The sequence below is a fragment of the Acetobacter fabarum genome (assembly GCF_040702925.2).
Lineage (GTDB): Bacteria > Pseudomonadota > Alphaproteobacteria > Acetobacterales > Acetobacteraceae > Acetobacter > Acetobacter fabarum_B.
On record NZ_JBFCXX020000009.1, the window covers coordinates 45,745 to 70,188 of the forward strand.

Genomic DNA, 24,444 nt, shown 5'->3' on the forward strand with positions numbered 1-24,444 from the left:
CTCAAAAAAGCTCAATCAATAAATCAGAAGCAGCAGTGCCTTGCAGCAGTGCCCCTGCGTCAGGCTCAGGCGGAAACGCCTACCGCTTTTTTCAGGTCCTGCAACAACGCGCCATTGCCCTGCCGCTGGGCCAGATCCAGGGCATTCAGCCCCTCCCCATCACGCAGCAGCACGTTGGCGCGCGCCCCAAGCAGCACACGGGCAACGTCATCCCGCCCGAACATAACAGCAAACATAAGCGGCGTACGCCCTACGGCATTGACGGCATCGACCTCGGCACCGGCTGCAAGCAGCATGTTCACCAAGGCAACATCCCCTTTAAACGCCACACCCGAAAGGGCGGTGGAGCCTTTTTCATCCTTCAGGTTCGGGTCCGCGCCACGGTCCAGCAGGACGCGCACGGCGTCCCCGTGCCCGTTATAAGCTGCCAGAATAAGGGGGGTGTACCCTTTTTCCATCCTGAGATTCGGGTCCATGCCAGCTTCAAGGAAGCGGGCCAGCAGGTCTGCATCCCCTTCTCTGGCAGCGTTAATGAACAGGGCGTCCACCTGCTCGCGCGTAAAAGTCTGCCCGCCTTCTCCGGCTGCCGGATTGGCGGGGGCCTGCCCGGACTGTGTCCGTGTAGACTCTTCTGTCATGGCTGACCTCCGGAAAAAACGGTTTATCCTGATCAGGGCAACGCCCTGCGCACTCGTGCACCTGATTGCACGAGCGTTCCATTTTGCCACATTACCCACCCACAGCAAAGCAACTTGTTGGCATATGGCGGACGGGGAACATGGCAGAACAACAACTCTTTTGATATAATGGGTTGAACTGGATAACTCCGCAAGGGTTCCGCTCCCGGCAAGCTCGTCTCTTGCCGAAAAATGCAGAACCGTGGAATTGTGCAAAAACGTTTTTTAATGGGGCCTCGTGCGCAGGCCCCAACCCTATATTTGCGGGCTTTGGCACTAAAGCCCAGCTGGAGGACAGGCCCGCTATGCGCGTTTCTTTTTCTACCCCCCTGCGTGCACCTGCCGGGGCAGAAGCCGGTAGAGTGAACAGCCCCGATACGCTGTGCATCAACACCATCCGCACTCTGGTGATGGATGCCGTGCAGAACGCCAATTCCGGGCATCCCGGGGCAGCCATGTCCATGGCCCCCATTGCCTACACCCTGTGGCAGAACACCCTGAATTACGACCCTACAGCCCCGCTCTGGCCCAACCGTGACCGCTTTGTGCTGTCCATCGGCCATGCCTCCATGCTGCTTTACGCGCTTATTCATGTTGCAGGCATCCGGCAGGTCACCAACGGCAAGGTCACGGACGAACCCGCCCTGAGCGTGGAAGACCTCCGCCAGTTCCGCCAGTTTGGCTCCAAAACCCCCGGCCACCCCGAATACGGCCACACAACGGGGGTGGAAACCACAACAGGGCCACTGGGTGCAGGCTGCGGCAATTCCGTAGGCATGGCCATTGCCGAAAAATGGCTGGCCGCGCGCTACAACATGCCCGGTTTTACGCTGTTCGACCACCATGTGTACACCCTGTGCGGGGATGGAGACATGATGGAAGGTGTATCCAGCGAGGCCGCCTCCCTTGCTGTGCATCTGGAACTGGGCAACCTGACATGGATCTATGATTCCAACCGGATTTCCATCGAGGGCTCGACCGATGTCGCGTTTACCGAAGACGTAGCCGAACGCTTTGCCGCTTATGGCTGGCAGGTGCTTGAGCTCAGGGACGCCAACGACACAGCCGCTTTTGCAGAACTTTTAGCCCAGTCCCGCGCCCAGACCAGCAAACCAACCCTGATTATTGCGCACTCGGTTATTGCATGGGGTGCCCCGCACAAGGCTGGCAAGGCCTCCGCCCATGGTGAGCCACTGGGTGCGGAAGAAGTGCGCGAAACCAAAAAGTTCCTCAACTGGCCCGAAGACAGCAGCTTTGCCGTGCCCGATGCCGTTCTGCCGCACATGCGCGCAGGGCTGGGCGCACGCGGGCTGGCCGCACGCACGGCATGGGAAAAACTGTTTGCGGATTACCGCACCGCCCATCCGGAAAAAGCAGGCGAACTGGACGCCATTTTCAGCGGTACCCTACCCGAAGGCTGGGATGCGGATATTCCGCTTTACCCGGCAGACGCCAAGGGCACTGCCTCACGCGCCAGTTCGGGCGAAGTGCTGAACGCCGTTGCGGGCCGCCTGCCGTGGCTGCTGGGGGGCTCGGCCGATCTGGCCCCCTCCACCAAAACGCTGCTCAAGGGGCAGGAGAGTTTTCAGCCCGCCAGATGGGGTGGCAGCTATGCTGGCCGCAACTTCCATTTTGGTGTGCGTGAACACGCCATGGGCGCCATTGTAAATGGCATGGCCCTGTATGGCCTGCGCCCATATGGTGCGGGGTTCCTGATCTTTTCGGACTACATGAAGGCCCCTATCCGCCTGTCCGCCCTTATGGGGCTGCCAGTGACCTATATTTTCACCCACGATTCCATTGGCGTGGGTGAGGATGGGCCAACCCACCAGCCGATTGAACAACTGGTGCAACTGCGTGCCACCCCCGGCCTAACCACCCTGCGCCCGGCAGATGCCAACGAGGTTGCCGAGGCATGGCGCTACCTTATTGCCAACCGCTCCGGCCCTGCGGCACTGGCCCTGAGCCGTCAGGACCTGCCTACGCTGGACCGCACACGCTATGCGCCTGCCTCGGGTCTGGCAAAAGGCGCTTACGTGCTGGCCAGCAGCGAACAGACCCCCCGGGTTATCCTGATCGCAACAGGCAGCGAACTTTCGCTGGCGGTCGAAGCGTATGAAACCCTGAGTGCTCAGGGCGTGCCTGCCCGCGTGGTCTCCATGCCAAGCTGGGAACTGTTTGAAGCGCAGCCACAATCTTACCGCGAAAGCGTTCTACCTTCCGCCGTTACGGGGCGTGTGGTGGTAGAAGCGGGCTCCCCCATTGGGTGGGACCGTTACGCTGGCCCCACCGGCACCATTATTGCCATGAACGGCTTTGGCGCATCTGGCCCGGCCGGCCAGTTGCTCAGGCACTTCGGCTTTACGGTGGACGCTGTTGTCAACGCCGCCCGCAAGCAGGCAGGCTGAACCAGACAGCCCCTCTGGCGTAACGGTTACAGGACTAAAGCCCGGCTCCTGCCAAACAGCAGCCGGGCAGGATAAGGATATGCACGTATGACCGCCTCTGTGCCAACAGGCAGCAACCCATTACAGGCCCTGGCCACGGTCCATCAGTCCCCCTGGCTGGACTTTATCCGCCGCTCCTTTGTGGAAGACGGCTCGCTGGCCAAGCTGGTGCACAGTGGCGACATACGCGGCGTAACCTCCAACCCGGCCATCTTCCAGAAAGCCATGGGAGAAGGCACGGAATATGACCCGCAGATACGCGATATTCTGGCGCATGAAACACTCTCCCCCGGCGCTCTGTATGAACGGCTTGCCGTAGCCGACATTCAGGTCGCAGCCCATGTTCTGGCCCCCATTTACGAGCAGACCAAAGGCCGCGACGGGTTTGTAAGCCTTGAAGTGTCCCCCTATCTGGCACGGGACGAGGCAGGGACTGCGCATGAGGCAAAACGACTGTGGGCAGATGTAAACGCCCCGAACCTGATGATCAAAATCCCTGCAACACCGCAGAGCATTCCGGCCATCCGCCAGAGTATTGCCGCAGGGATTAACGTTAACGTCACGCTCATTTTCTCACTCGCGGCCTATGCGGATGTGGTGGAAGCATGGCTGAGCGGGCTGGAAGACCTCAAGGCCCGCGGGGGCGACCTGTCGCGCGTGGCCTCTGTGGCCTCGTTCTTTGTCAGCCGGATTGATGGCAAGATTGACGCCGCCATAGACCAGCGGACCAAAGCAGGAGACAAGGATGCAGAGCACCTTAAAAACCTGCGCGGCAAGGTAGCCATTGCCAACGCCAAAATGGCCTACGCCTACTGGCAGAACATCATGCAGACCCCGCGCTGGAAAGCGCTGGAAGAGGCCGGGGCGCAGACCCAGCGCCTGCTATGGGCCTCCACAGGCACCAAGGACAAGGCCTATAGCGATGTGCTGTACGTGGACACGCTGATCGGCCCGCAGACAGTCAACACCCTGCCCCCCGCCACCATGGATGCCTTCCGTGACCACGGCACGGTAAGCGAAAGCCTGACCCAGGGCGTGGCCGAAGCCCGCAAGGTGATGGAAGAGGCCGAATGCCTTGGTCTTGACCTGGATGGCGTAACCGCCACGCTACTCAATGAAGGTGTCAGCGCGTTTGAAGATGCGTTTGACGCCCTCCTTGGTTCCGTTGCTGCCAAACAGATCGCCCTGATGGGCAACAAGCTGACCACATCCAGAACCAGTCTGCCAGCCGACCTGCAAACGGCGCTGGATACGGGGCTGGAAGCATGGCGCAAGGATGGCACCATCCGCCGACTATGGCGTAAGGATGCCTCCGTCTGGACCGGCAACTCCGAATCCGGCTGGCTGAACTGGCTGGATGTTGTGGACGAACGGCTGGCCCATGTGGACGAGCTGGAAGCGTTTCAGGCCGAGGTCAAGGCGCGTGGTTTCAAGCAGGTGCTGCTGATGGGCATGGGCGGCTCCAGCATGGGGCCGGAAGTGCTGGCCATGACCTTTGGCAAGCACGAAGGCTTTGGCCACCTGTATGTGCTGGACAGCACGGACCCGCAGCAGGTTGCGGCCTTTGAACGCAAGATAGACCCCGAGCACACGCTATTTATTGTTGCCTCCAAATCCGGTAGCACGCTTGAGCCCAATATTATGCTGTCCTATTTTCAGGATCTGGCCAAGCGCGCCCTCAAGGATAAAGCGGGCTCGCATTTTGTAGCCATTACAGACCCCGGCTCCAAGCTGGAGGCACTCGCCCGGCAGGAAGGGTTCTGGAAGGTTTTTGCAGGCGACCCCAAAATTGGCGGGCGCTATTCCATTCTCTCCAACTTCGGGCTCGTGCCAGCGGCTGCCGCCGGTGTGCCCATCCGCCTGTTTTTGGAAGATGCCCTGCGTGGCGTACGCCTGTGCGATGCCAGCGTGCCACCTGCACTCAACCCCGGCGTGCAGCTTGGCACACTTATGGGCATTGCCGCTCACGCACTGGGCCGCGACAAGCTGAGCATTATTGCCACACCCCAGATTGCAAGTTTTGGTGCATGGCTGGAGCAGCTGGTGGCGGAATCCACCGGCAAACACGGCAAGGGTATTATCCCGGTTGATAACGAAACTCTGGGTGGCCCCAGCCGCTACGGCCACGACCGCCTGTTTGTTTACTTACGTCTGGCCCCCGAACACCGGCATGAGCAGGATGAGGCCATTGCAACCCTGATCGAAGCCGGACAGCCCGTGCTGACCATCACCTTGCACAACAAGCGCCAGATTGCACAGGAGTTCTTCCGCTGGGAGGTGGCAACCGCTGTTGCCGGGGCTTTTCTGGGCATTGACCCGTTTGACCAGCCCGATGTGGAATCCACCAAAATCGAAACCCGCAAGCTGACCGCAGCTTACGAACAGACCGGCGCGCTGCCTGCGCAGGCTCCGTTTGCCGAATTTGGGCCTCTTGCCTTTTATACGGACCCTACCAACGCCGCCGCCGTAAAGGCCGAGAGCGCCTGTGGCGTTCTCAAGGCACATTTTGACCGCGTAAAACCGGGTGACTACGTGGCCCTGCTCGCCTTTATCGAGCGTAACCGCGAAACGGCAGAATGGCTCCAGCACATCCGCCTGCATGTGCGTGATGCCAAAACCATTGCCACCTCAACAGGTTTTGGGCCGCGCTTCCTCCACTCCACAGGGCAGGCTTATAAAGGCGGCCCCAATACGGGTGTGTTCCTCCAGATTACGGCAGACAATGCGCGCGACCTGCCCGTGCCCGGCACCAGCTACACGTTTGGTGTGGTCAAGGCTGCACAGGCCCGTGGTGATTTTGACGTGCTGAGCGAGCGCAAACGCCGCGCCCTGCGCGTGCATATCCATGGCAATCTCAAGGAAGGGCTTGCAGCACTGGCCTCCGCCCTGCATGACGCCCTGTAATAAAGACTGAAAGCGGAGAGAGATCATGCAGATAGGCATTGTTGGGCTGGGCAGGATGGGAGGCAACATTGCCGTCCGCCTGACACGCTTCGGGCACGACGTTGTTGTGTACGACCGGGACCCCGCAGCGGTGGAAAAAACCGTGGCACGAGCAGAACCCGGCCGCGCAGCAGGGGCAAGCAGTCTGGCCGATGTTGTTGCGCAGCTACGTGGCCCCAGAAAAATTGTGTGGTCCATGCTCCCCGCTGGCGACATTACGGAAGAAACCGTTATGTCCCTTGCCGGGCTGATGGGCCGGGGCGACATCGTCATTGATGGGGGCAACACCTACTACAAGGACGATATCCGCCGCGCCAGAGTGCTGGCCGAAAAAGGGGTTGATTACCTTGATATAGGCACATCCGGTGGCGTGTGGGGGCTGGACCGGGGCTACTGCATGATGTACGGCGGGGCCAAAGAAGCCGCTGACCATCTTGACCCCATTCTGGCAGCACTTGCTCCGGGTATGGGGGACATCCCCCGTACCCCCGAGCGCGACCGCGAAGGGCTGGACCCGCGGGCCGAGCAGGGGTACCTGTATTGTGGTCCGGCGGGTTCTGGCCATTTTGTCAAAATGGTCCATAACGGCATTGAATACGGCATGATGCAGGCCTTTGCCGAAGGCTTTGACGTCATGTACCGCAAGGACTCCCCGCTTCTGGCCGAGGACGAACGGTTTTCGCTTAACATGGCCGATATTGCCGAAGTCTGGCGCCGGGGTAGCGTGGTGTCCTCCTGGCTGCTGGACCTGACGGCACAGGCTCTTGCCAATAATGGCGAGCTTTCCAAATTCAGTGGGGAAGTCAGCGATTCGGGCGAAGGCCGCTGGACTATTGAAGCCGCTATTGAAGAAGCCGTGCCTGTGCCGGTCATGACGGCGGCCCTGTTTACGCGCTTTCGTTCACGCAGTGACAATACATTTGCAGAAAAAATCCTGTCCGCCATGCGCTTCGGCTTTGGCGGCCACGTAGAAAGCAAAGGCTAAACGCCTTTTACCCCCGGCCCTTATACGGGCCGGGGCATTGGGGGAAGAACACAATGGCAGGCTTTGGGCAGAACAGGCATGGCCCCGAACGCCCCCCTGCCCGCTATGTCCGCCTTGTTGTTTCCGACATGGATGGCACGCTGCTCACCCCGGACAAGCAGATTACCCCCCAAAGCATGGCGGCAGCGCAGGCATTGCAGCTTGCGGGCGTGCCCCTCTGCCTTGTCAGCAGTCGTCCCCCCGGCGGGATGGAAATGTATTTTGCGCAGTTAAGGGTCAGTACCCCTTACGGCGCGCTGAATGGCGGCACCCTGTTCAACCCCGACCGGACCATCCGCTCCAGCCTCTCACTCGCCCCCCAAACCGTGCAGGAAGCCCTGGACCTGCTGGCTGCCCCGCAGGTGGACCCATGGCTGTTCCGTGGGCATGAATGGCTTGTGCGCAATGCGCAGAACCCTCTTGTGCTGGCAGAAAGCCGGACCGTGCAAAGCACCCCCACACAAGTGGGCGACCTGCGCGCCTGCGTGCATGATATTGGTAAGGTTACCGGTTCCACCGCAGACCATGCCATGCTGCAGGAACAGGAGGCCCATATAGGCCGCAAACTGGCAGGACGGGCCAGTGTTGCCCTCTGCAGCAAATGGTTTTTGGATATTACCCCCCTGCACGCCAACAAAGGATATGCCGTGCGCCAACTGGCCGCTGACTACGGCATAAGTGTGGGCGAAGTTGCCTGTATCGGGGATATGAACAACGACATTCCCATGCTGGCCATTGCCGGGCTTGCCATTGCAATGGGCCAGTCCACCCCGGATGTGCAGACCTACGCGCATTGCATAACCACCCCCAACACGCAGGAGGGCTGGGCCCGCGCGATAACGGAGTTTGTGCTGCCGCGTTGCCATACGGCCTCCGCCCTGCACTATGTTCCCGCCCCTGCAAACGCCGCACCCCCTCCATGAGCATGAAAGACCCCATGATGCCCGGACAGACCACCGCCACTGGAACCATGCATGTTTTTCCCCACCGGGAGGCACTGATAACCGGACTGGCGGACTGGCTGCTCGAACGCAGCATAGCCAAGGCTGATACAGCACCGTTCCGGCTGGCGCTCAGCGGGGGCTCCACCCCCCAGCACCTGTATGCCCTTATGGCCAGCGCACCCTATGTTGCGCGCTTTCCGTGGCATAACATGCAGTTTTTTATCGGGGATGACCGCTTTGTGCCCCATGACCATGCCGACAGCAATTTTGGCATGATGCAGCGTCTGCTTTTTTCAAAAGCCCCTATTCCTGCCTCCAATATTTTCCCCATGCCAGACCACGGGCTGGCCGAAGATGCTGCCGGAGCGTACGAACAGACCCTGAAAAACCTTTATGGCGCACAGGATTTTTCACCAGAACGGCCTTTTTTTGATGTGCAGCTTCTGGGCATAGGCACGGACGGGCACACAGCCTCGCTTTTTCCCGGCCAGCCTGTGCTCGACAACCGTCGCGCATGGGTTGCAAGCTGCGTGCCCCCCGTGGCGCCCCATACCCGCCTGACACTAACCTACCCTGCCATTCATTCCAGCCAGACTGTGATTTTTTTGGTGGAAGGCGCCGCCAAACGGGATATTCTGGCCCGCATTCGTGCGCAGGACCCCGCATGCCCGGCCAGCGCGGTTACCGCGCAAGGCGAACTGATATGGTTTACAGACCAGGCCGCAGCCCCATCGGGCCAAGAATAACAAGGACAAACAGACAGATGACAACCACCACACCCGACCCCGCCGCAGCCTTTAAGCAGCAATCCGCCGTAAAAGCCGCATCTCTGGTGCAAAGCGGTATGGCCGTGGGCCTTGGCACCGGCTCCACCGCCAAATTTGTGGTTGCCGAGCTTGGCCGCCGCATCCGCGAGGAAGGGCTGCGGATTACCGCCATTCCCACATCCATCGTGACCGAAAAACAGGCACGCGAAGAGGGGATTCCCCTGACCACCTTTGGCCAGCAGCCCGAGCTTGATCTGGCCATAGATGGCGCGGATGAAATTGAACCCAGAACCCTGAACCTGATCAAAGGGCTGGGCGGGGCACTCCTGTGGGAAAAAATTGTGGCAGCCGCGGCAGCCCAGTTTGTGGTGGTGGCTGATGCCAGCAAATACGTGGACCACTTAGGCATGCGCTGCCCCCTGCCTGTAGAAGTCATTCCCTTTGGATGGGAAAATGCCGCACGTAAGCTCGGGCTTTTGGGTGCGCAGGTTACACCGCGCCGCATGCGCGATGGGTCTTTTTTTCTCACGGATGAAAAAAACCTGATCATGGATTGTGTTTTTCCGGCCATTATGGAGCCCGAAGAACTGAGCCACGCCCTGTATGGCATTGTTGGCGTGGTCGAGCATGGGTTGTTCCTGCATATGGCCACCCAGACCATTACCGCAGGCCCGGAAGGGATCCGGATCATCACACCACAAGGGAGCCAAACATGTCTTTGAACAGTTCAGCTTTTCCGCCGGGGCATGTTCTGCCCGCACAGCCTGCGGCACATGGTATTGGCAAACGCCTTATTGTTGTCATGGGAGTCTGCGGGTCTGGTAAAACCACTATTGCCGAAGGCCTGCATAACGAACTGGGCTGGCCATGGCTGGATGCGGACACCCTGCACGATGCCACCAGCATTGCCAGAATGCGCGATGGTATCCCCCTGACTGACACAGACCGCAAAGCATGGCTGGAGCGGTGCCATGCGTGGCTCAAATCCTGCGCGGAACGCAATACCGGCGGTATTGTGGCATGTTCGGCACTCAAGCGTGCGTATCGCACTATGCTGTGCGCACAGGGTCTGGCTGTGCAGTTTGTTTATCTGCATGCGGATGAAGGGACTTTGCACACGCGCCTTAGCACACGTACAGGCCACTTTATGCCTCCCGGGCAACTGCCCAACCAGTTGGAAACACTCGAACCCCCACACCCGGACGAGGCTGCATGGTCCCTGCTGACCCTGCACCAGCCAGCAGAAACCATTGCCGAGATCATGGGTCTGCTCAAAGCCAGCAAACACTGAAAGACCGCCAGTTATGGGGCATAACTACGCCAAACCACTCACCTCGGGCCAAAAAATGGAACGCCTGTTAAGCCGTATTCCCCCATCGTGGCATGTGGTGATGGAGCGTATGGCGGGGGAGGCCCAGTGGCGGGCACTGGCCCATGCCCCCGGTCAGGATGGCGCATGGAGTGACCTCCACCCCGACCCGGCCGATGCACTGGAAGAGAGCTGGCGCCGGAACCGCACGGTTACGGTCTGACGTTAAAACCCATGGGCCGCCGCCCACGCACAACATGAGCCGTAAAGTTCAGGCTTTCCGTTTTGCCGCCTGTCCGTCAGTCTGGGGTTTATTGTAAGGCTTGCCGGTCAGGGAATTTATGCGTGCCGTGCGGGTGCGCTGGGGCGTTGGGTCAGGCACAACATAGGCCTGTATGCCCTCCGCCTGCCGGGCACGGGCAAAACGCTGCGCGTGCGATAACTGCGCTGCGTAATACAGAACCCTGTTCCCCACCATAACACGATGCCTGCGCACGATCTGCCGCCTCCTGCTTGTATGCTGCGGGGCTTTTGCCTCCCCCGCCGATGTGGCTTGCAAGCCGTCTGTCCATATTTTAACATATCTGAAATTAGGATAAGCGCATGACCTTCCACCGCCCCAGATATTTCAGCCTGCCGCGTATCATGGCAGCCATGGCTGCAAGCCTTGCTTTGTATGCTCCCCTGCATGCACAGGCCCGTCTTGTGACAGATATGAGTGGCGCAACGGTCGAGATCAAGGATGGAGCCCCCCCCATTGCCGACCTGTGGTTTGCGCATAACGAAATAAGCGTCATGCTGGGGGCCGCACCACGCATACGGGTCACGGCGGAAAATCCGGGTGATAATCCGTGGCTTTTTAAAATTTCTCCCGTTCTGTACATGGCGCATATGGGTGTCAAACCCGATACGGCCAGCGCGGAATACCTGCTGGCCAACAGAATTGGCCTGACATTCGTACCCACCAAGGCCAAGGCGGAAGAACTCAGGCGCGCAGGCGTAGCAACCCTTGCCGCCGAATACATGACCATGCCGGACCTGCTGAGTTCGCTGGACATGAGCGCCGAAGCCATTGGCACGCAGGAAGCTCATAATACCGCCAAGCGTTACCGTCAGGAAATGGAGCGCGTGCTGGAACTGCTCAAGTTCCGCACGGCACAGGTGCCTGTGACCGAGCGCCCGCGCGTGCTCCATATTGCCCGTTTTTCTCCCCTTCAGATTGATGGGCAGAAAACCCTGATTGATGCCTGGATTCAGGCGGCCGGGGGCGTCAATGCCGCAAAAATTGCGGGTAATCACCGGCCTGTCAGCTTTGAGCAGATAGCCGTCTGGAACCCCGATGTGGTTATTGTGGACCCTGCTGCCGGAGAACTGCCCGAATCCTCCCCCCTGCGTACACTCAACGCATTCCAGCAGCAAAAATGGTGGACCAACCCCAAAGGGGTGTTTGCATGGGACCGCTACGGCTGCGAGGTCCTCCTACAGGTCCAGTGGGTTGCTAAAAAACTCCACCCAGCCTTGTTCGCAGATCTGGATATACGGACCGCACTGCGCAATTTTTACAATATCTTCTTCCGCTATCGTCTGAGCGAGGATGATATTTCGCGCATTCTGGCAGCACAGTCCCCCGCCCCATAAGCCAGCACAATAGCAGGCTGCCCCATAAGCGGTATGTCCTGCATACATCTTATTGGACGCCCTGCCCCCATGCTGTTATGCCATGCAGCATGACAGCGTTGCTGGAACATCTGCGCTCCCATAAGACGCCAGCCCGGTGGCTTGCGGCCCTGCGGGCACTGGTGCGCACTGATTCGCTCTGGCTACTTGTTCTGGCCGCCATAACCGGCGTGCTGGCAGGACTGGCCGTAAGCCTGATCACCTTTACCACCCTGCTCGCCCATAATCTGCTGGCCCCCGGCTACAAGCGCCTGTCCGGGCTGGAGCATGTGGCTCCCTGGCGCGCCCTGCTGGTACCGACCGCTGGAGGCCTGCTGCTGGGCCTTTGGCATTACATCCTGCAACGCCACAACCGCCACAGACCCGTTGACCCGATCGAGGCCAATGCCCTGCATGGGGGGCGTATGTCCCTGCGGGACAGCCTGATTGTAACGGGGCAGACCATTCTTTCCAACGGCTGTGGTATTTCCCTTGGGCTGGAAGCCGGATTTACCCAGATTGGCGCGGCCTTTGGCTCACGCATCGGGCGCAACCTGCGCATGCACCGGGCCGATGTGCGCCTGCTTGTAGGGTGTGGCGCGGCCGGGGCCATTGGTGCCGCTTTTGATGCTCCCCTCGCAGGAGCATTTTATGCGTTTGAACTGATTATAGGTTCCTACGCTTTTCCCCTGCTGGCCCCGGTTGCCTGCGCCTCCCTGTGTGCGCTGGCCGTTGTGCACCTGACGGGGGAAACACTCCCCGCCATTACCATGACCATTCCGCAGGATATTCCAGCACCAGCCTACCCCCTTCTGGCGGTGCTGGGGGGTATTTCCGCCCTGATCGGCGTTGCCCTCATGAAAAGTGCCGCCTACGCGGAACAGATTTTTGCAGTATGCATCAAGCCCCTGTGGCTGCGACCCATGGTGGGCGGGCTGCTGGTCGGCGGGCTGGCCATTATCTCCCCCACCGTTCTGTCCTCGGGCCATATTGCCATGCGGGCGGGGCTGGTCAGCCCCCCCCTGCTCTGGGCAGCAATGGGGCTTTTGCTACTCAAGGCGGCGGCATCTACTCTCTCAATCGGGTCGGGGTTCAGGGGCGGGCTGTTTTTTGCCTCGCTTTATCTGGGGGTGCTGACCGGGGCCACTTTTGCCAGTGTGGTCGCCCCTGTTATGGACCTCTCCTTAGGGCTGTGCACGATTGCGGGCATGTGCGCGCTGGCCACCGCCATTATTGGCGGACCGCTGACCATGATCCTGCTCACGCTGGAAACCACCCACAGCGCCAACCTGACCGCCGCCATAGCCCTGACTGCCCTTGTCGCCTCCTTTACGGTCAAACGCATTTTTGGCTACTCCTTCGCCACATGGCGCTTCCACCTGCGGGGGGAAAATATTCGCTCCGGCGTGGATGTGGGGTGGATGCGCACCTTAACAGTCGGCCGCATGATGCGCACGGAGCTGGATACGCTGGCCGCAGACACAACCGTTGCTACAGCCCGCACAACCTTTGCCGGGCGCATGCCCCGCTACATCGTGCTGCACAATGACCAGAACCATTACGCCGGACTGCTGGAGAGCAACCTGATCCAGTCCATTACCATTGCCCCCGACCAGCCCCTTTCCGCTCTGGTGGAGCATGACGGGGAGGTGCTTTCTGCTGATCTTTCGATCGGGCATGCCGTAGCCGCCTTTGAACGCACAACCCGCCCGGCACTGGCCGTAACAGACAGGGAGGGCCATGTGCTGGGTATTCTCAGCGAGCGTTACGTCCTGCGCCGTTACGCGGAAGAACTCGAACGCACCCGCCGCGAACTGGCGGGGGAAAAACACGGCAAATAGCCCGGCAACCGCCCACCACCACGCCACGTAGCACGGACGTGATCGTCCAGCCCCTTTTGCCCCGCACGGCCACCCCCCATAATAACAGGGTCTGATTTTTATCAAAAACCGGCGGTGTCCCATGCCTGCTGCACCTGTTGTTCCGTCCTCCATGCAAGCAATCTGCTTTACCGAACCCGGAGAGCCAGACGTTTTGCACCTTGAAACCCTGCAGGTTCCCCAACCCGGCCGGGGGGAAGTGCTGGTGCGCGTCATGGCCGCAGGCGTTAACCGCCCCGACCTTATGCAGCGCAAGGGGCTTTACCCCCCTCCGCCCGGAGCCTGCCCCCGGCTTGGGCTGGAAATAGCAGGCGAAGTGGTGGCCTGTGGCCTGCCACAGGAGGGCACCCCCATGCCCGCCCCCGGCAGCCGTGTATGCGCCTTAACCAATGGCGGCGGCTATGCGCAGTACTGCCTTGTGCCCGCAGGCCAGTGCCTGCCATGGCCCAAGGGTTTTAATGCCGAGCAGGCCGCCGCACTGCCAGAAACCTATTTTACCGTCTGGTCCAACCTGTTCATGCCTACCCTGCTCGAACCCGGTGCACGGGTGCTGATCCATGGTGGCACCAGCGGCATTGGCACAACGGCCATTCAGCTTGTCAAAGCCTTTGGCGGGCAGGCTTTTGCAACCGCTGGAACAGATGAAAAATGCGCCCTGTGCACGGAGTTGGGGGCCACGGCCATTAACTACCGCACAGAAGATTTTTTAACCCGTATTCGCGAACTGACCCACGATCAGGGCGTGAACATTATTCTGGACATGATTGGCGGCGCTTACTTCAACCGTAACCTCAAATCCCTCGCGCTTGATGGCAAGCTGGTCATTATTTCCCTTCAGGGAGGGGCCAAGGCGGAACAGGCCGATCTGGCCCGGATTATGACCCGCCGCCTGATCGTAACGGGCAGCAGCCTGCGCCCCAGAGACAGCGCCAACAAGGCCCGTATTGCCCGCGAACTGCATGAGCGGGTATGGCCCCTGCTGGACCGGGGGAGCATAAAACCGCTTATCCATGCCACCTTCGCGCTTGCGCAGGCCGATCAGGCGCACAAGGCGCTGGAGGAAGGGAACCACATTGGCAAAATTGTCTTAACGGTCTCCCCCGCCTAAAAGGAAAGATAACAGGAGCAGGGGCAACCCTGCCTTTCCATTTTGCAAGCAGTTCCGGGGCCCCATGGATACGTCTCTCCCTTCCGCCACGTCCAGCATCGCCGATCGGCTTTGCGCCGTGCGCCGCAGCATGCACGCCGCAGCCCTTGCCGCCGGGCGCGACCCGGCTGAGGTGACTCTGGTGGCCGTCTCCAAATTCCATCCCCTGCAAAGTGTGCAGGAGGCTCTTGCCGCGGGGCAGTGCGTGTTTGGTGAAAACCGGGTGCAGGAGGCCACAGCCAAGTTCCCACCCCTGCGTGCCGCCAACCCCGACCTGCGGCTGCACCTGATTGGAGGGCTACAGACCAACAAGGCGCGGGATGCGGTCCGCATTGCCGATATGATTGAAAGCCTCGACCGCCCAGCACTGGTCGATGCCATTGCCCGCGCGGCGGATGCGCAGGGCCGCCTGCCCGACTTGCTGGTAGAGGTCAACACAGGTGATGAACCCCAGAAGTTTGGTGTGCCAAAAGAAGAGGCCGATGCGTTTATCCGCCTGTGCCAGAAGCGGTTTGGCCCGTCCCTGCGGGGGTTGATGTGCATTCCGCCCGCAGAGCAGAATCCGGTCCCGCATTTTCAACTCCTGCGCAGTATGGCCCAGACCCATGGCCTGCCTGTACTGTCCATGGGCATGTCGGCCGATTTTGAGCAGGCCATTGCACATGGTGCCACCCTTGTACGGGTTGGCAGCGCCATATTTGGCCCACGCCCGGCACTAGCCTGAACGGTCCATTCTCAATAATGGTAGCCGGTATGCCTTGCCTCTGGCACTCTGCGCACTTTATGCAGGGCATCCTAGAATGTCTTTTTTCTTCTGCCCCTGACGCGGAGCCAGAAATGCCATGACCGACGCCGACAGTACAACGCCCACAGGTTCCGCCCCGGCTCCGGGCGAGACGCACCAGACTACCGGAGCACCAGAACCACGGCGGATTGCCGAGTTCGACGCGGATCAACCGCAACATGCCATAGCTCCCGTAGGCTTTGCTGCCCTGCTGAGCGTGCTGGGTGTTGTTTATGGTGATATTGGCACAAGCCCGCTTTACGCCTTTCGGTCCACGGTGGAGGTCATTTCTGACCACCACAAGGTGGAACCGTGGGAAATCATGGGGGTTGCCAGCCTTATCTTCTGGACCCTGATCCTGATCGTAACCGTTAAATATGTGCTGCTCATCATGCGGGCAGACCATAATGGCGAGGGCGGTATTCTGGCGATCATGTCTCTGGCCCAGCGCGTGACCACCAGTGCGCGAACGCGGCTGGTGCTTGGCATGGTCGGGATTATTGGCACCTGCCTGTTTTTTGGGGATGGCATTATTACCCCTGCTATTTCCGTGCTTTCAGCCATCGAAGGGGTGGAAGTCAGTATTCCCGCAGCGCACGAGGTGGTTATTCCGGTTGCCATACTGGTCATTATCAGCCTGTTTAGCGTGCAATGGGTGGGTACGGGTCGGGTGGGCACCATATTCGGCCCGATCATGCTGCTCTGGTTTGGTACGCTGGGTGCGCTCGGTGTTATCGAGATCATGCACCACCCGCATATTCTGCTCTCCCTCTCCCCCACCTATGCGCTGGAGTTCGTGTTTTACCACGGCAAACTCTCCTTTCTGGCCCTTGGGGCGGTCGTGCTGTGCGTAACCGGGGCAGAGGCGCTGTATGCGGATATGGGGCATTTTGGCCGCGCTCCCATCCGCTACGCATGGCTGTTTTTTGTGCTGCCCATGCTGGTGCTGAACTATTTTGGGCAGGCCGCACTGGTTATTGCAGACCCCAAGGCGCTGGCTAACCCGTTCTTCCTGCTATGCCCGCACTGGATGCAGGGGCCAATGGTGGTGCTGTCCACACTGGCAACGGTTATTGCCAGTCAGGCCGGGATTTCGGGCGGATTCTCGCTCTGCCGCCAGCTTATTCAGCTTGGTTACATGCCGCGCCTGCGCATTACCCACACCAATGCGGAAGAAGAAGGCCAGATCTACCTGCCCGACTTCAACCGCTTCCTTGCTGTGGGTGCCGTGCTGCTGGTGCTGGCCTTCCGCAGTTCGGATGCTCTGGCCTCGGCCTACGGCATTGCGGTTACGGGCACGTTTATCTGCACCTCCGTTCTGGCCATTGCGGTCTTTCGCAAGCACTTCAACTGGCCTGCATGGCAGGTGGGCATGGTGTTTGGCGGCTTTTTGCTGCTCGATGGCACCTTCTTTACCGCCAATGCGCTCAAAATCCCCGATGGGGGGTGGGTGCCTGTAATGCTCGGCTGCGTGCTGACGCTGATGATGACAACATGGAAAAAGGGCCGCGGCCTTATTATTGCCCGCCAGCGGCAGGACAGCCTGCCCATGGGCTCCTTTATTGCCCGTCTGCCCCAGTCACGCACCATTATCCGCGTACCGGGCATGGCCGTGTTCATGACCAGCACGCCCGACTTTGTCCCGCCCTGCCTGCTGCATAACATGCGCCACAACAAGATCCTGCATGACCACGTACTGTTTGTAACCGTGCAGAACCTTGACCAGCCGGAAGCCGAGCGCGGCCATCGCGTCACGGTGGAAGAACTGGCACCAGATGTGTACCGGGTCATCCTGCGCTACGGCTTTATGGAAATGCCCAACATCCCCCGCGCGCTGGAAGAACTCAAAGCCAATGGTGTGGATTTTGACGCCCTTCAGGCCTCGTACTTCACATCGCGCGAACTGGTCACACGCTCCTCGGTGCCGCGCATGTCGCGGTGGCGGATGTCCATCTTCCTGTTCATGCTGCGTAACTCGACTTCGAGCATGGAGTTCTTCCGTATTCCACCCGACCGCGTGGTGGAACTGGGCGTAAAGGTCGCCATCTGAACGCGTGCAGCACGAACCACTCGCCCTTTACATCCACTGGCCATTCTGTCTGGCCAAATGCCCGTACTGTGACTTCAACTCCCATGTGCGCGCGCATATTCCGCAGGCCCGGTTTGCCAAGGCACTCCGGGCCGAACTGGCGCACGACGCCGCACGGCTGGGCCGCCGGAAGCTGACATCCATCTTCTTTGGTGGCGGCACACCCTCGCTCATGGCGCCAGAAACCGTGGCAGCTCTGATAGAAGATGCCTGCACCCTGTTTGACGCGGCTCCGGACATGGAGATCACGCTGGAAGCCAACCCGACCAGTGTGGAAGCCGGGCGGCTACACCAGTTCCGTCAGGCGGGTGTCAACCGTGTCTCCCTTGGTATTCAGGCGCTGGAGGACCGGGCTCTTGCCTTTCTGGGCCGGGAACATTCTGCGGCTCAGGCCCGCGCGGCACTGGAGGCCGCACGCAACCTGTTCCCCCGCCTGACATTTGACCTGATCTACGCCCGGCCAGAGCAGAGTATTGCCGCATGGCGGCAGGAACTGGCCACGGCCTTGCGACTGGCTGATGACCACCTCTCCCTCTACCAGTTAACAATCGAGCCGGGCACGCGGTTTGAAGCCCTCTACCGCCAAGGCACGTTCACCCTGCCCGATAGTGATACAGCCGCCGCCCTGTACGAAACCACGGCCGAACTGACACAGGCCCACGGCATGGCGGCATATGAAGTTTCCAACTACGCGCGCCCCGGCAGCGAGAGCCAGCACAACCTGACCTACTGGCGGTATGGGGATTATCTGGGCATTGGGCCGGGGGCACATGGCCGCCTAAGCTTTGGCAGTGCGCTCAGGGCCACACGCCGCCACCGTGCGCCCGAACCCTGGGCCGAACGGGTAGAACATACAGGCACCGGCCAGACATCGGAAGAAGACCTGACACCCCATGACCGGGCGCAGGAAATGCTGCTGATGGGCCTGCGTGTGCATGAAGGTATTCATCTGGCCCGTTTTGCAGCCCGCACCGGCATGGCACTGGACAAGGCCGTGGACCAGACCATTCTGGCGCAGGCGCTACACGAAGGTTACCTGATCCGCGACGACCAGACACTCCGCGCCACAGCAGAGGGCAGGCTGCGGCTTGAGGCCCTTCTGGCAGCTCTTGTGCTCTAACTCCGGCAAGGCGTTCCATACCGGACCACCACTATGTGAGGGACATGATAAACCTGATCAAACTTGTTGTTGGTGTTTCCTCGCTGGATGAACTGGCGGAGCGCCAGCGTTTGCCTGCCAACCAGCGCCGCCACCCCGATAGCGGCACAATGCTGCCTGTTGTGCACACACGGACTTTTCCCAGACAGGCGGCTGCACTGCTCCAGGGTGGCTCACTTTACCGGGTTATTGCGGGGCTTATCCTGTGCCGCCAGCGCCTTGTGGACATTCGGCCCGAAACACGGGCCGATGGTACAAATGGCACATTACTTTTTATCGACCCCACCATCATCCGGGTGGAAGCCCGCGCCCTGCGCCCTTTTCAGGGCTGGCGGTATCTGAACCCAGCTGACGCACCACCCGACCTGAGCAGCAGCGCGCGGCACGACGATCTTCCCCCCGCCCTGCAAACGGAACTGGCCCTGTTCGGGTTGTAAATCAGCCCAATCCGGCATGGAACAGTGCGCCCATATGGAGGGATGTTATGGTATTGGCTCCACGTTCAAAAAAAAATGCACAAATGTCATTTCGTTGCTTGACGCTCCGTATATTCCACTCTAAACAGCGGCTCAACAACGCCTCTGTCCCGTTCGTCTAGAGGCCTAGGACACTGCCCTTTCACGGCGGCAACACGGGTTCGAATCCCGTACGGGATACCATAGATTTGTAAGGCATTGATTTTCCGATGGAAATCAAACATGCCTTTCCCTATTATGTAACAGGTCTGTGTTACATAAAGGACGTAAATTTTCCTTACATCCTACAGAATGCTATGATGCCATATCTGGCATCTCAGAAGACGTGTTTCTGCTGAATCTGACAGTCTCCGCTGATCAGCATCTTCGCTCTCTCAAAACCAGTAACAGTATCATCGCGTAAGCAAACCTCTCAGGCCCGCTTCAGCGTTTACGAATATCTGGATTGAACTCAGACGAAGAAAGCACCAGAAAAGCTCAAGCCTATTTCCAACTGATTATGAGGGCATACTCAGTTCCGCTTACAGTTATCTCCACTGCTGTTGTGGATGAAGCGCAGGAATTGGTGTTCAAAAAGCCAAACCTCTTGAGATTTCCTCATCCTTTTTTACACTGATGCTGGCGTAAGCTTTCACACTGACCAAGATCGACACCATGACCAATTGGCAAGATAAAATTGAAAAAGCGGTTCTGGATGGGTAAGTTATCCGAATGGACAATAGTCCTGAATATGTCAGCCATACGTTGGTTTCATGGGTGGAAAAGCAGGGAATGACCTGCAAACAACTCCGGCAGAGAGTCTGTTACGACACACCCGTCATGCAGGATGACCCTGTTTTGGAAGGCTCCTAAGGAATCATACAGAACCCACCAAAAACCCGAGGATTTTTTGAAGCCTCCACCTGCGGCATACACGCTCTATTCTGAATTATAGTTTCCAAAATAGCTGTAGAGCGCCTGATTTTTCTGCCCTCTTACTCAGGACGGAATACCGCTCATGACAAGCCTGAACGCAAAAAAGAAGAATACTCCCCCTGTAAGCATATCCAGTGCGCGCACCACTCTGGGGGTGGACAGGACACGACCGAGCGAAAACGCCAGACAGGCCAGAAGCGCATACCAGGCAACGGCCATAACCACCTGCACCCCTACCAACAGGAGAGAATAGCTGACCCGATGCACACCTGCGGGAATAAACTGTGAAAAGGCCGTCAGATCAAACACACCAACCAGTGGGTTAAGGCATGTCGTCAACAGTCCACGCTGGTAACCAGTCCCCATGCCGCCGACAGAACGCGCCTGAACTTCCGCCTCCGCCTGATCGTGCTTTCCAGCGGATGGCATCAGCAGCCGAATACCCAGATAAGCCAGATAAAATGCCCCGGCCCATTCGAGCATCAGATATAACGTGGGAGAAGCCGCAACCAGCGCGCTCACACCAAACGCCGTGCCCATCCCCCATATGGCTAGCCCCGTACCGGTACCCAACGCAGCCGCCAGAGCCGCATTGCGGCTCACATTCATGCCCAGACGAATAACAAGAGCGGTTTCTGTCCCTGGTGTCAGCACCAGAACACCCCATGCGGCAGCAAAGCTCAGTAAAGGCAAAAAAACATGGGGCATGACCAGTTCCTGTAAAGTATATCGGGCAACACACACCACCATAAGGACCATATCCGCCCGTAGGGTGACGTGTGCTGGGCGCTAAAAAAGAACAAAAGCCAGAAAAAGTCCAAGCCAATAGGCAAAAAAATGCCTGCGATCACTCTAACGCTATCTGCCGTTATACAAATCCATAGCCATGCGGCGCGCACCAACAACCTGTTGGGCGGCAACATAGGCTATGAGCATGGCATGGGCTGCGGGCTTCTCGGCTTCTTCTACCTGCCCCAGTGCACAACGGGCGTTTATGGCCAGACTTAACGCGTGCTCCAGCATCCTGCGAAAGAGAACCTCAAGCTGCTGGCCTCTTGCGCGGTAAGATAAGGGCATGTCAGACATAAACATCTCAAGCATCTGCCCTCCGGCCTGCTGCAAAGCGGCTTCTTCGGCCAGTTGCGGGGCCTCCTCTCCGAACAGAGCCAGAACCTCGGTCCGATCCGGGGCGACACGCAACAGATGCCGCAGTAAAGGGTGCAGACTGTCCCCTCCACTCGCAATAGAGGCGGAGCACGAGGGAATATGCGGGTAAGAACCCGGCAGTAAATAGCGTGACATCAGACTTCTCAGCCCCCGGTCAGTCCCGCCCGGTGACATGGTTTGCAAGACGAAGGCAGGTCTCCTGACTTGCAGATACGCCACACATCCTGCCTTCCCGGTTATGCACCAGTGGCCACCCCTGCCGGGGCAACGGATGCAAGCTACTGCCTACAGTTGCGGGTACAGTCTCCGACTGACTTCTGATGAAGCTGACGGTGTTCCCTTTTCATCCGCTCGCGCGGAACCTTCGACCAACAGGGGCAGGCTATAGCGACATGCGCCCTCCACCGCGAGCAAAAAAACAGGGGACACCCCTATGCCGGAGCCCCCAGCATACCCAAACGCCACTGGCCCGCATGGCAGCTTATCAGGCTATAGCTCAGAGGCGGCACATCCACCCGGACTGCATGAGACAGGCCCACTGCCCCCTCCCCCTGGTACAGGACCTTCAGCAACAGGTTGCGCACCACGGCAGGCCGCGCCAGCACCACGGCTGCAGACAGGGTCCGGCTTATACCGTCCAGCCAAAGGGCCGTTCTGTGGTAAGCTGCGACAAAGCTTTCTCCCTCCGGCGGGGTAAAAATCCCATCGGTTAAAAAGGCGTGTTGCTGCACGGAGTCCAGAGCTTGCAGGGCTGTGCCCGCCCACGTACCGTAATCCCTGTCCCGCAGGGCATCCTGTGGCCGCAGGATATGCCCTTGCCCATCCGGCACGGCCACATCCGGGGCGCAGAATACCGTTAACTGGCTCATGGACGGCAAATAAACTGCGGCGGTCTGGGGGGTATAGCCATGCGCAACCCGCTCAGTCCCATCGGGCAGCACGCCCTTGCGCACAACACCGGGCAGTGCAGACGCACAGCAAAGCAGCTTCAACCTACCAACCTTTCTAGCACTGGGCCATGACTGTACAGGATTTGCCAGCATAGCGCTGACACCCTACACCATCAGGCATTATTTTACCGCGATTTTAAACCGAGAATCGGATGCCCGCTTTTTCCAGCACTTTATCCAGCACTCTGTCTTCCCGTTTTGCGTGGGTGGCTGTCTGTCTGGCTGTTTCAGGCTGTGCAGCCCCCGTTACCGTGCAACGCCTGAGCCTGACAGACAGCTACAAGGAACGCAGCCAGAGCACACTCAGCGGGCAGAAGCTGAGCAACACCACCCGTATTGTGCTTGAGCGCCAGAACCTGTTGACCAGATGGAAGAAAAATCCGCAACAGGCATTGGCCATCCTGCGCGCAAGCACACAGGCACAGTTTTACACACCCGATCTGCAGGACCAGCTTTTTGCCCTTGCGGAGCTGAATTACCTGCTGGCCCGCCAGAACACGGACCGTGCAGCCTTTATGGCGGCAGCCCTGTATGCGTACGCCTACCTGAACCCCAACGGGCCGGATACCGCAAAACCCAACGCGTATGACGTGCATTTCCGTCAGGCGTGTGATCTTTACATGTTTGGCCTGACCGAAGCTCTGGGCAGCCCTGTGGAGGTGGCGCCACAACGCTGGACGCTACCCTTTGGCACGCTGGACCTCTCCACAACCCCCGAGCAGAAGGAATGGTACGGCTATACGCTGACCGACTTCCGCCCTACGGCGCGCCTCTCGGTGCAGGGAATAAAAAACATCTATCGCAGGGCGGGGCTAGGGGTACCTCTGGCAGCAGCGCCCCTCCCTCCAGCCAATAGCCAGATTTCCTTTTCCATTACCGACAAGCTGCGTATTCCCGTCAACCTTCTGCTGGAAATTCCCAATCCACGCGAGCAGATTTTTACAAACCATATTGATGCGCGCCTGACGCTGGCAACCATTGACACAACAAGCAGCCTGCCAACCACAGACGGCGTTATCCCCCTGCAATATGACCAGACCGCCTCCCGCGCGATCAGCCTGAGCAATGCGGTTGACTGGTCTGTGGAATACAAGGGTTTTCTGGATGGCAATCTCTTTAACAAACGCGCACAGCTTATTGCCATAGAACCCCACCAGTATGGCCATATGCCCGTTGTGCTGGTGCATGGCACGGCCTCCAGCCCCGGACGCTGGGCGGATATGGTCAATGACCTGCTCGAAGACCCGCAGATACGCGCGCATTATGAATTCTGGTTTTTCTCCTACGCCACGGGCAACCCCATCCCCTATTCCGCCCTGCAACTCCGCGAGGCGCTGAACCGCACCATCCATGACCTTGGCGGTACGCAGGCAGACCCGGCACTGGGGCAGATTACCCTGATCGGGCACAGCCAGGGTGGGCTTCTGGCAAAAATGCTGGCGATTGACCCGCATGATGCCCTGTGGAACGGACTGACCCACCGCGCGCTTTCCAGCCTCCATCTTTCGCCCGATGTCCGGCAGTTTCTGGAACAGGCTCTTTTTCCCACTCCCATGCCCGAAGTCAGAAGTGTTGTGTTTATTTCCACTCCGCAACATGGCAGTTATCTGGCAGATTTCTCCATCGCCCACCTTATCGGGCGCATGGTCACCTTTCCTGCAACCATTACGGAAGTAACCCAGCAGGTCATGAAGGGTAATGCCGGCGCGCTCAAGGTGGATATGAGCCCAAGCCGCTTTGGCAGCGTTTATGGCATGTCCCCGCGCAGCGCGTTCATACAGGCTCTGGCCACTGTTCCTGTTGTCCCTGATGTGCAGAGCCACTCCATTATTCCCGTACTGGGCGATGGAGCGCTGGATAATGCGGATGATGGTGTGGTGGCTTACGCCAGCGCGCATGACCCACGGGTGCAGAGCGAACTGGTCGTGCGCAATTCGGGCCATTCCACACAGGCCAACCCTATTACAATTGCTGAAGTACGCCGTATTCTGCTGCAACAGCTAGCGGCTACAATACCTGACCTGCACGTCAAGGGAGATATGAACCACATCAATATCATGCGTATTGGTGGGGATTATGTCATCCCCACCACATGGGCAAAACCATAACC

21 protein-coding genes, 1 tRNA gene and 1 riboswitch are annotated in these 24,444 nt (G+C 59.2%); of the genes, 17 read left to right on the forward strand and 5 right to left on the reverse strand.

Features of this window, described 5'->3' with window-relative positions; genetic code table 11:
- Positions 1-65 precede the first annotated feature (65 nt).
- Complete coding sequence (locus tag AB2L51_RS08495) at positions 66-638, reverse strand: ankyrin repeat domain-containing protein (RefSeq protein ID WP_395582132.1); 573 nt, start codon at positions 636-638, stop codon at positions 66-68.
- Between the two features lie 344 nt (positions 639-982).
- On the opposite strand from AB2L51_RS08495, the gene tkt reads away from it, so the two are divergent.
- The 8 genes from tkt to AB2L51_RS08535 all read left to right on the forward strand — a co-directional run bounded on the left by tkt (position 983) and on the right by AB2L51_RS08535 (position 10,334).
- Entirely contained in the window at positions 983-3,085 is a 2,103-nt protein-coding gene (tkt, locus tag AB2L51_RS08500; RefSeq protein ID WP_395582131.1) for a transketolase, read from the forward strand.
- 87 nt (positions 3,086-3,172) lie between these two features.
- Complete coding sequence (locus AB2L51_RS08505) at positions 3,173-6,028, forward strand: bifunctional transaldolase/phosoglucose isomerase (RefSeq protein WP_395582130.1); 2,856 nt, start codon at positions 3,173-3,175, stop codon at positions 6,026-6,028.
- 25 nt (positions 6,029-6,053) lie between these two features.
- Positions 6,054-7,052, forward strand: coding sequence for a phosphogluconate dehydrogenase (NAD(+)-dependent, decarboxylating) (gnd, locus tag AB2L51_RS08510; protein ID WP_395582129.1), 999 nt, complete (start codon positions 6,054-6,056; stop codon positions 7,050-7,052).
- A gap of 53 nt (positions 7,053-7,105) precedes the next feature.
- Positions 7,106-8,014, forward strand: coding sequence for an HAD family hydrolase (locus tag AB2L51_RS08515; protein ID WP_395582128.1), 909 nt, complete (start codon positions 7,106-7,108; stop codon positions 8,012-8,014).
- Positions 8,015-8,031: 17 nt separating this feature from the next.
- A complete protein-coding gene (gene pgl / locus AB2L51_RS08520; protein WP_395582176.1) occupies positions 8,032-8,781 on the forward strand; it encodes a 6-phosphogluconolactonase in 750 nt (249 codons plus the stop codon).
- 17 nt (positions 8,782-8,798) lie between these two features.
- On the forward strand, positions 8,799-9,524 hold the full coding sequence (rpiA, locus tag AB2L51_RS08525) for a ribose-5-phosphate isomerase RpiA (RefSeq protein ID WP_395582127.1): 726 nt from the start codon (positions 8,799-8,801) through the stop codon (positions 9,522-9,524).
- A complete protein-coding gene (locus AB2L51_RS08530) occupies positions 9,515-10,093 on the forward strand; it encodes a gluconokinase (RefSeq protein WP_395582126.1) in 579 nt (192 codons plus the stop codon). Before rpiA ends, AB2L51_RS08530 begins: the two co-directional genes overlap by 10 nt.
- Before the next feature lie 13 nt (positions 10,094-10,106).
- Complete coding sequence (locus tag AB2L51_RS08535; RefSeq protein ID WP_395582125.1) at positions 10,107-10,334, forward strand: hypothetical protein; 228 nt, start codon at positions 10,107-10,109, stop codon at positions 10,332-10,334.
- A gap of 48 nt (positions 10,335-10,382) precedes the next feature.
- Here the strand turns inward: AB2L51_RS08535 and AB2L51_RS08540 are convergent, their stop codons facing one another.
- A complete protein-coding gene (locus tag AB2L51_RS08540) occupies positions 10,383-10,607 on the reverse strand; it encodes a hypothetical protein (protein ID WP_395582124.1) in 225 nt (74 codons plus the stop codon).
- A 107-nt stretch (positions 10,608-10,714) separates the two neighbouring features.
- On the opposite strand from AB2L51_RS08540, the gene AB2L51_RS08545 reads away from it, so the two are divergent.
- The 8 genes from AB2L51_RS08545 (at position 10,715) to AB2L51_RS08580 (ending at position 19,485) form a co-directional block, all read left to right on the forward strand.
- Entirely contained in the window at positions 10,715-11,749 is a 1,035-nt protein-coding gene (locus AB2L51_RS08545) for a TroA family protein (protein WP_395582123.1), read from the forward strand.
- An 89-nt stretch (positions 11,750-11,838) separates the two neighbouring features.
- Positions 11,839-13,608 carry a chloride channel protein gene (locus AB2L51_RS08550; protein WP_395582122.1) on the forward strand — a complete coding sequence of 590 codons (1,770 nt, stop codon included), beginning with the start codon at positions 11,839-11,841 and terminating at the stop codon, positions 13,606-13,608.
- Positions 13,609-13,729: 121 nt separating this feature from the next.
- Positions 13,730-14,755 carry an NAD(P)H-quinone oxidoreductase gene (locus AB2L51_RS08555; protein ID WP_395582121.1) on the forward strand — a complete coding sequence of 342 codons (1,026 nt, stop codon included), beginning with the start codon at positions 13,730-13,732 and terminating at the stop codon, positions 14,753-14,755.
- 64 nt (positions 14,756-14,819) lie between these two features.
- The gene (locus AB2L51_RS08560) at positions 14,820-15,518 is read left to right on the forward strand and encodes a YggS family pyridoxal phosphate-dependent enzyme (RefSeq protein ID WP_165925506.1); all 699 of its coding nucleotides are present in this window, start codon (positions 14,820-14,822) and stop codon (positions 15,516-15,518) included.
- A gap of 118 nt (positions 15,519-15,636) precedes the next feature.
- Positions 15,637-17,628 (forward strand): potassium transporter Kup, encoded by a 1,992-nt coding sequence (locus AB2L51_RS08565; RefSeq protein ID WP_395582120.1) that lies wholly within the window; start codon positions 15,637-15,639, stop codon positions 17,626-17,628.
- 4 nt (positions 17,629-17,632) lie between these two features.
- Positions 17,633-18,787, forward strand: a complete 1,155-nt coding sequence (gene hemW, locus AB2L51_RS08570; RefSeq protein ID WP_395582119.1) for a radical SAM family heme chaperone HemW — start codon at positions 17,633-17,635, stop codon at positions 18,785-18,787.
- Positions 18,788-18,831: 44 nt separating this feature from the next.
- Entirely contained in the window at positions 18,832-19,263 is a 432-nt protein-coding gene (locus tag AB2L51_RS08575; protein WP_395582175.1) for a DUF1489 family protein, read from the forward strand.
- A gap of 146 nt (positions 19,264-19,409) precedes the next feature.
- Positions 19,410-19,485, forward strand: a tRNA-Glu gene (locus AB2L51_RS08580).
- Positions 19,486-20,280: 795 nt separating this feature from the next.
- Here AB2L51_RS08580 and AB2L51_RS08585 read toward each other — a convergent pair.
- From AB2L51_RS08585 to AB2L51_RS08595, 3 genes are all read right to left on the reverse strand, one after another.
- A complete protein-coding gene (locus AB2L51_RS08585) occupies positions 20,281-20,925 on the reverse strand; it encodes a LysE family translocator (RefSeq protein ID WP_395582118.1) in 645 nt (214 codons plus the stop codon).
- Positions 20,926-21,075: 150 nt separating this feature from the next.
- Positions 21,076-21,519 carry a hypothetical protein gene (locus tag AB2L51_RS08590; protein ID WP_395582117.1) on the reverse strand — a complete coding sequence of 148 codons (444 nt, stop codon included), beginning with the start codon at positions 21,517-21,519 and terminating at the stop codon, positions 21,076-21,078.
- 37 nt (positions 21,520-21,556) lie between these two features.
- A riboswitch (cobalamin riboswitch) is annotated at positions 21,557-21,765 on the reverse strand.
- 50 nt (positions 21,766-21,815) lie between these two features.
- On the reverse strand, positions 21,816-22,376 hold the full coding sequence (locus tag AB2L51_RS08595) for a histidine phosphatase family protein (protein WP_395582116.1): 561 nt from the start codon (positions 22,374-22,376) through the stop codon (positions 21,816-21,818).
- 110 nt (positions 22,377-22,486) lie between these two features.
- Between AB2L51_RS08595 and AB2L51_RS08600 the strand changes: the two genes are divergently transcribed.
- A complete protein-coding gene (locus tag AB2L51_RS08600; protein ID WP_395582115.1) occupies positions 22,487-24,442 on the forward strand; it encodes an esterase/lipase family protein in 1,956 nt (651 codons plus the stop codon).
- Positions 24,443-24,444: the final 2 nt, after the last annotated feature.

Bases quoted from the DNA above. Each gene is read 5' to 3' on its own strand.
- rpiA (WP_395582127.1), top strand. From the start codon at position 8,799: ATGACAACCACCACACCCGACCCCGCCGCAGCCTTTAAGCAGCAATCC.
- AB2L51_RS08505 (WP_395582130.1), top strand. From the start codon at position 3,173: ATGACCGCCTCTGTGCCAACAGGCAGCAACCCATTACAGGCCCTGGCC.
- AB2L51_RS08555 (WP_395582121.1), top strand. From the start codon at position 13,730: ATGCCTGCTGCACCTGTTGTTCCGTCCTCCATGCAAGCAATCTGCTTT.
- AB2L51_RS08550 (WP_395582122.1), top strand. From the start codon at position 11,839: ATGACAGCGTTGCTGGAACATCTGCGCTCCCATAAGACGCCAGCCCGG.
- AB2L51_RS08530 (WP_395582126.1), top strand. From the start codon at position 9,515: ATGTCTTTGAACAGTTCAGCTTTTCCGCCGGGGCATGTTCTGCCCGCA.
- AB2L51_RS08590 (WP_395582117.1), bottom strand. From the start codon at position 21,519: ATGTCACGCTATTTACTGCCGGGTTCTTACCCGCATATTCCCTCGTGC.
- pgl (WP_395582176.1), top strand. From the start codon at position 8,032: ATGCCCGGACAGACCACCGCCACTGGAACCATGCATGTTTTTCCCCAC.
- gnd (WP_395582129.1), top strand. From the start codon at position 6,054: ATGCAGATAGGCATTGTTGGGCTGGGCAGGATGGGAGGCAACATTGCC.
- AB2L51_RS08575 (WP_395582175.1), top strand. From the start codon at position 18,832: ATGATAAACCTGATCAAACTTGTTGTTGGTGTTTCCTCGCTGGATGAA.
- AB2L51_RS08495 (WP_395582132.1), bottom strand. From the start codon at position 638: ATGACAGAAGAGTCTACACGGACACAGTCCGGGCAGGCCCCCGCCAAT.
- tkt (WP_395582131.1), top strand. From the start codon at position 983: ATGCGCGTTTCTTTTTCTACCCCCCTGCGTGCACCTGCCGGGGCAGAA.
- AB2L51_RS08600 (WP_395582115.1), top strand. From the start codon at position 22,487: ATGCCCGCTTTTTCCAGCACTTTATCCAGCACTCTGTCTTCCCGTTTT.
- AB2L51_RS08535 (WP_395582125.1), top strand. From the start codon at position 10,107: ATGGGGCATAACTACGCCAAACCACTCACCTCGGGCCAAAAAATGGAA.
- AB2L51_RS08515 (WP_395582128.1), top strand. From the start codon at position 7,106: ATGGCAGGCTTTGGGCAGAACAGGCATGGCCCCGAACGCCCCCCTGCC.
- AB2L51_RS08585 (WP_395582118.1), bottom strand. From the start codon at position 20,925: ATGCCCCATGTTTTTTTGCCTTTACTGAGCTTTGCTGCCGCATGGGGT.
- AB2L51_RS08565 (WP_395582120.1), top strand. From the start codon at position 15,637: ATGACCGACGCCGACAGTACAACGCCCACAGGTTCCGCCCCGGCTCCG.
- AB2L51_RS08560 (WP_165925506.1), top strand. From the start codon at position 14,820: ATGGATACGTCTCTCCCTTCCGCCACGTCCAGCATCGCCGATCGGCTT.
- AB2L51_RS08545 (WP_395582123.1), top strand. From the start codon at position 10,715: ATGACCTTCCACCGCCCCAGATATTTCAGCCTGCCGCGTATCATGGCA.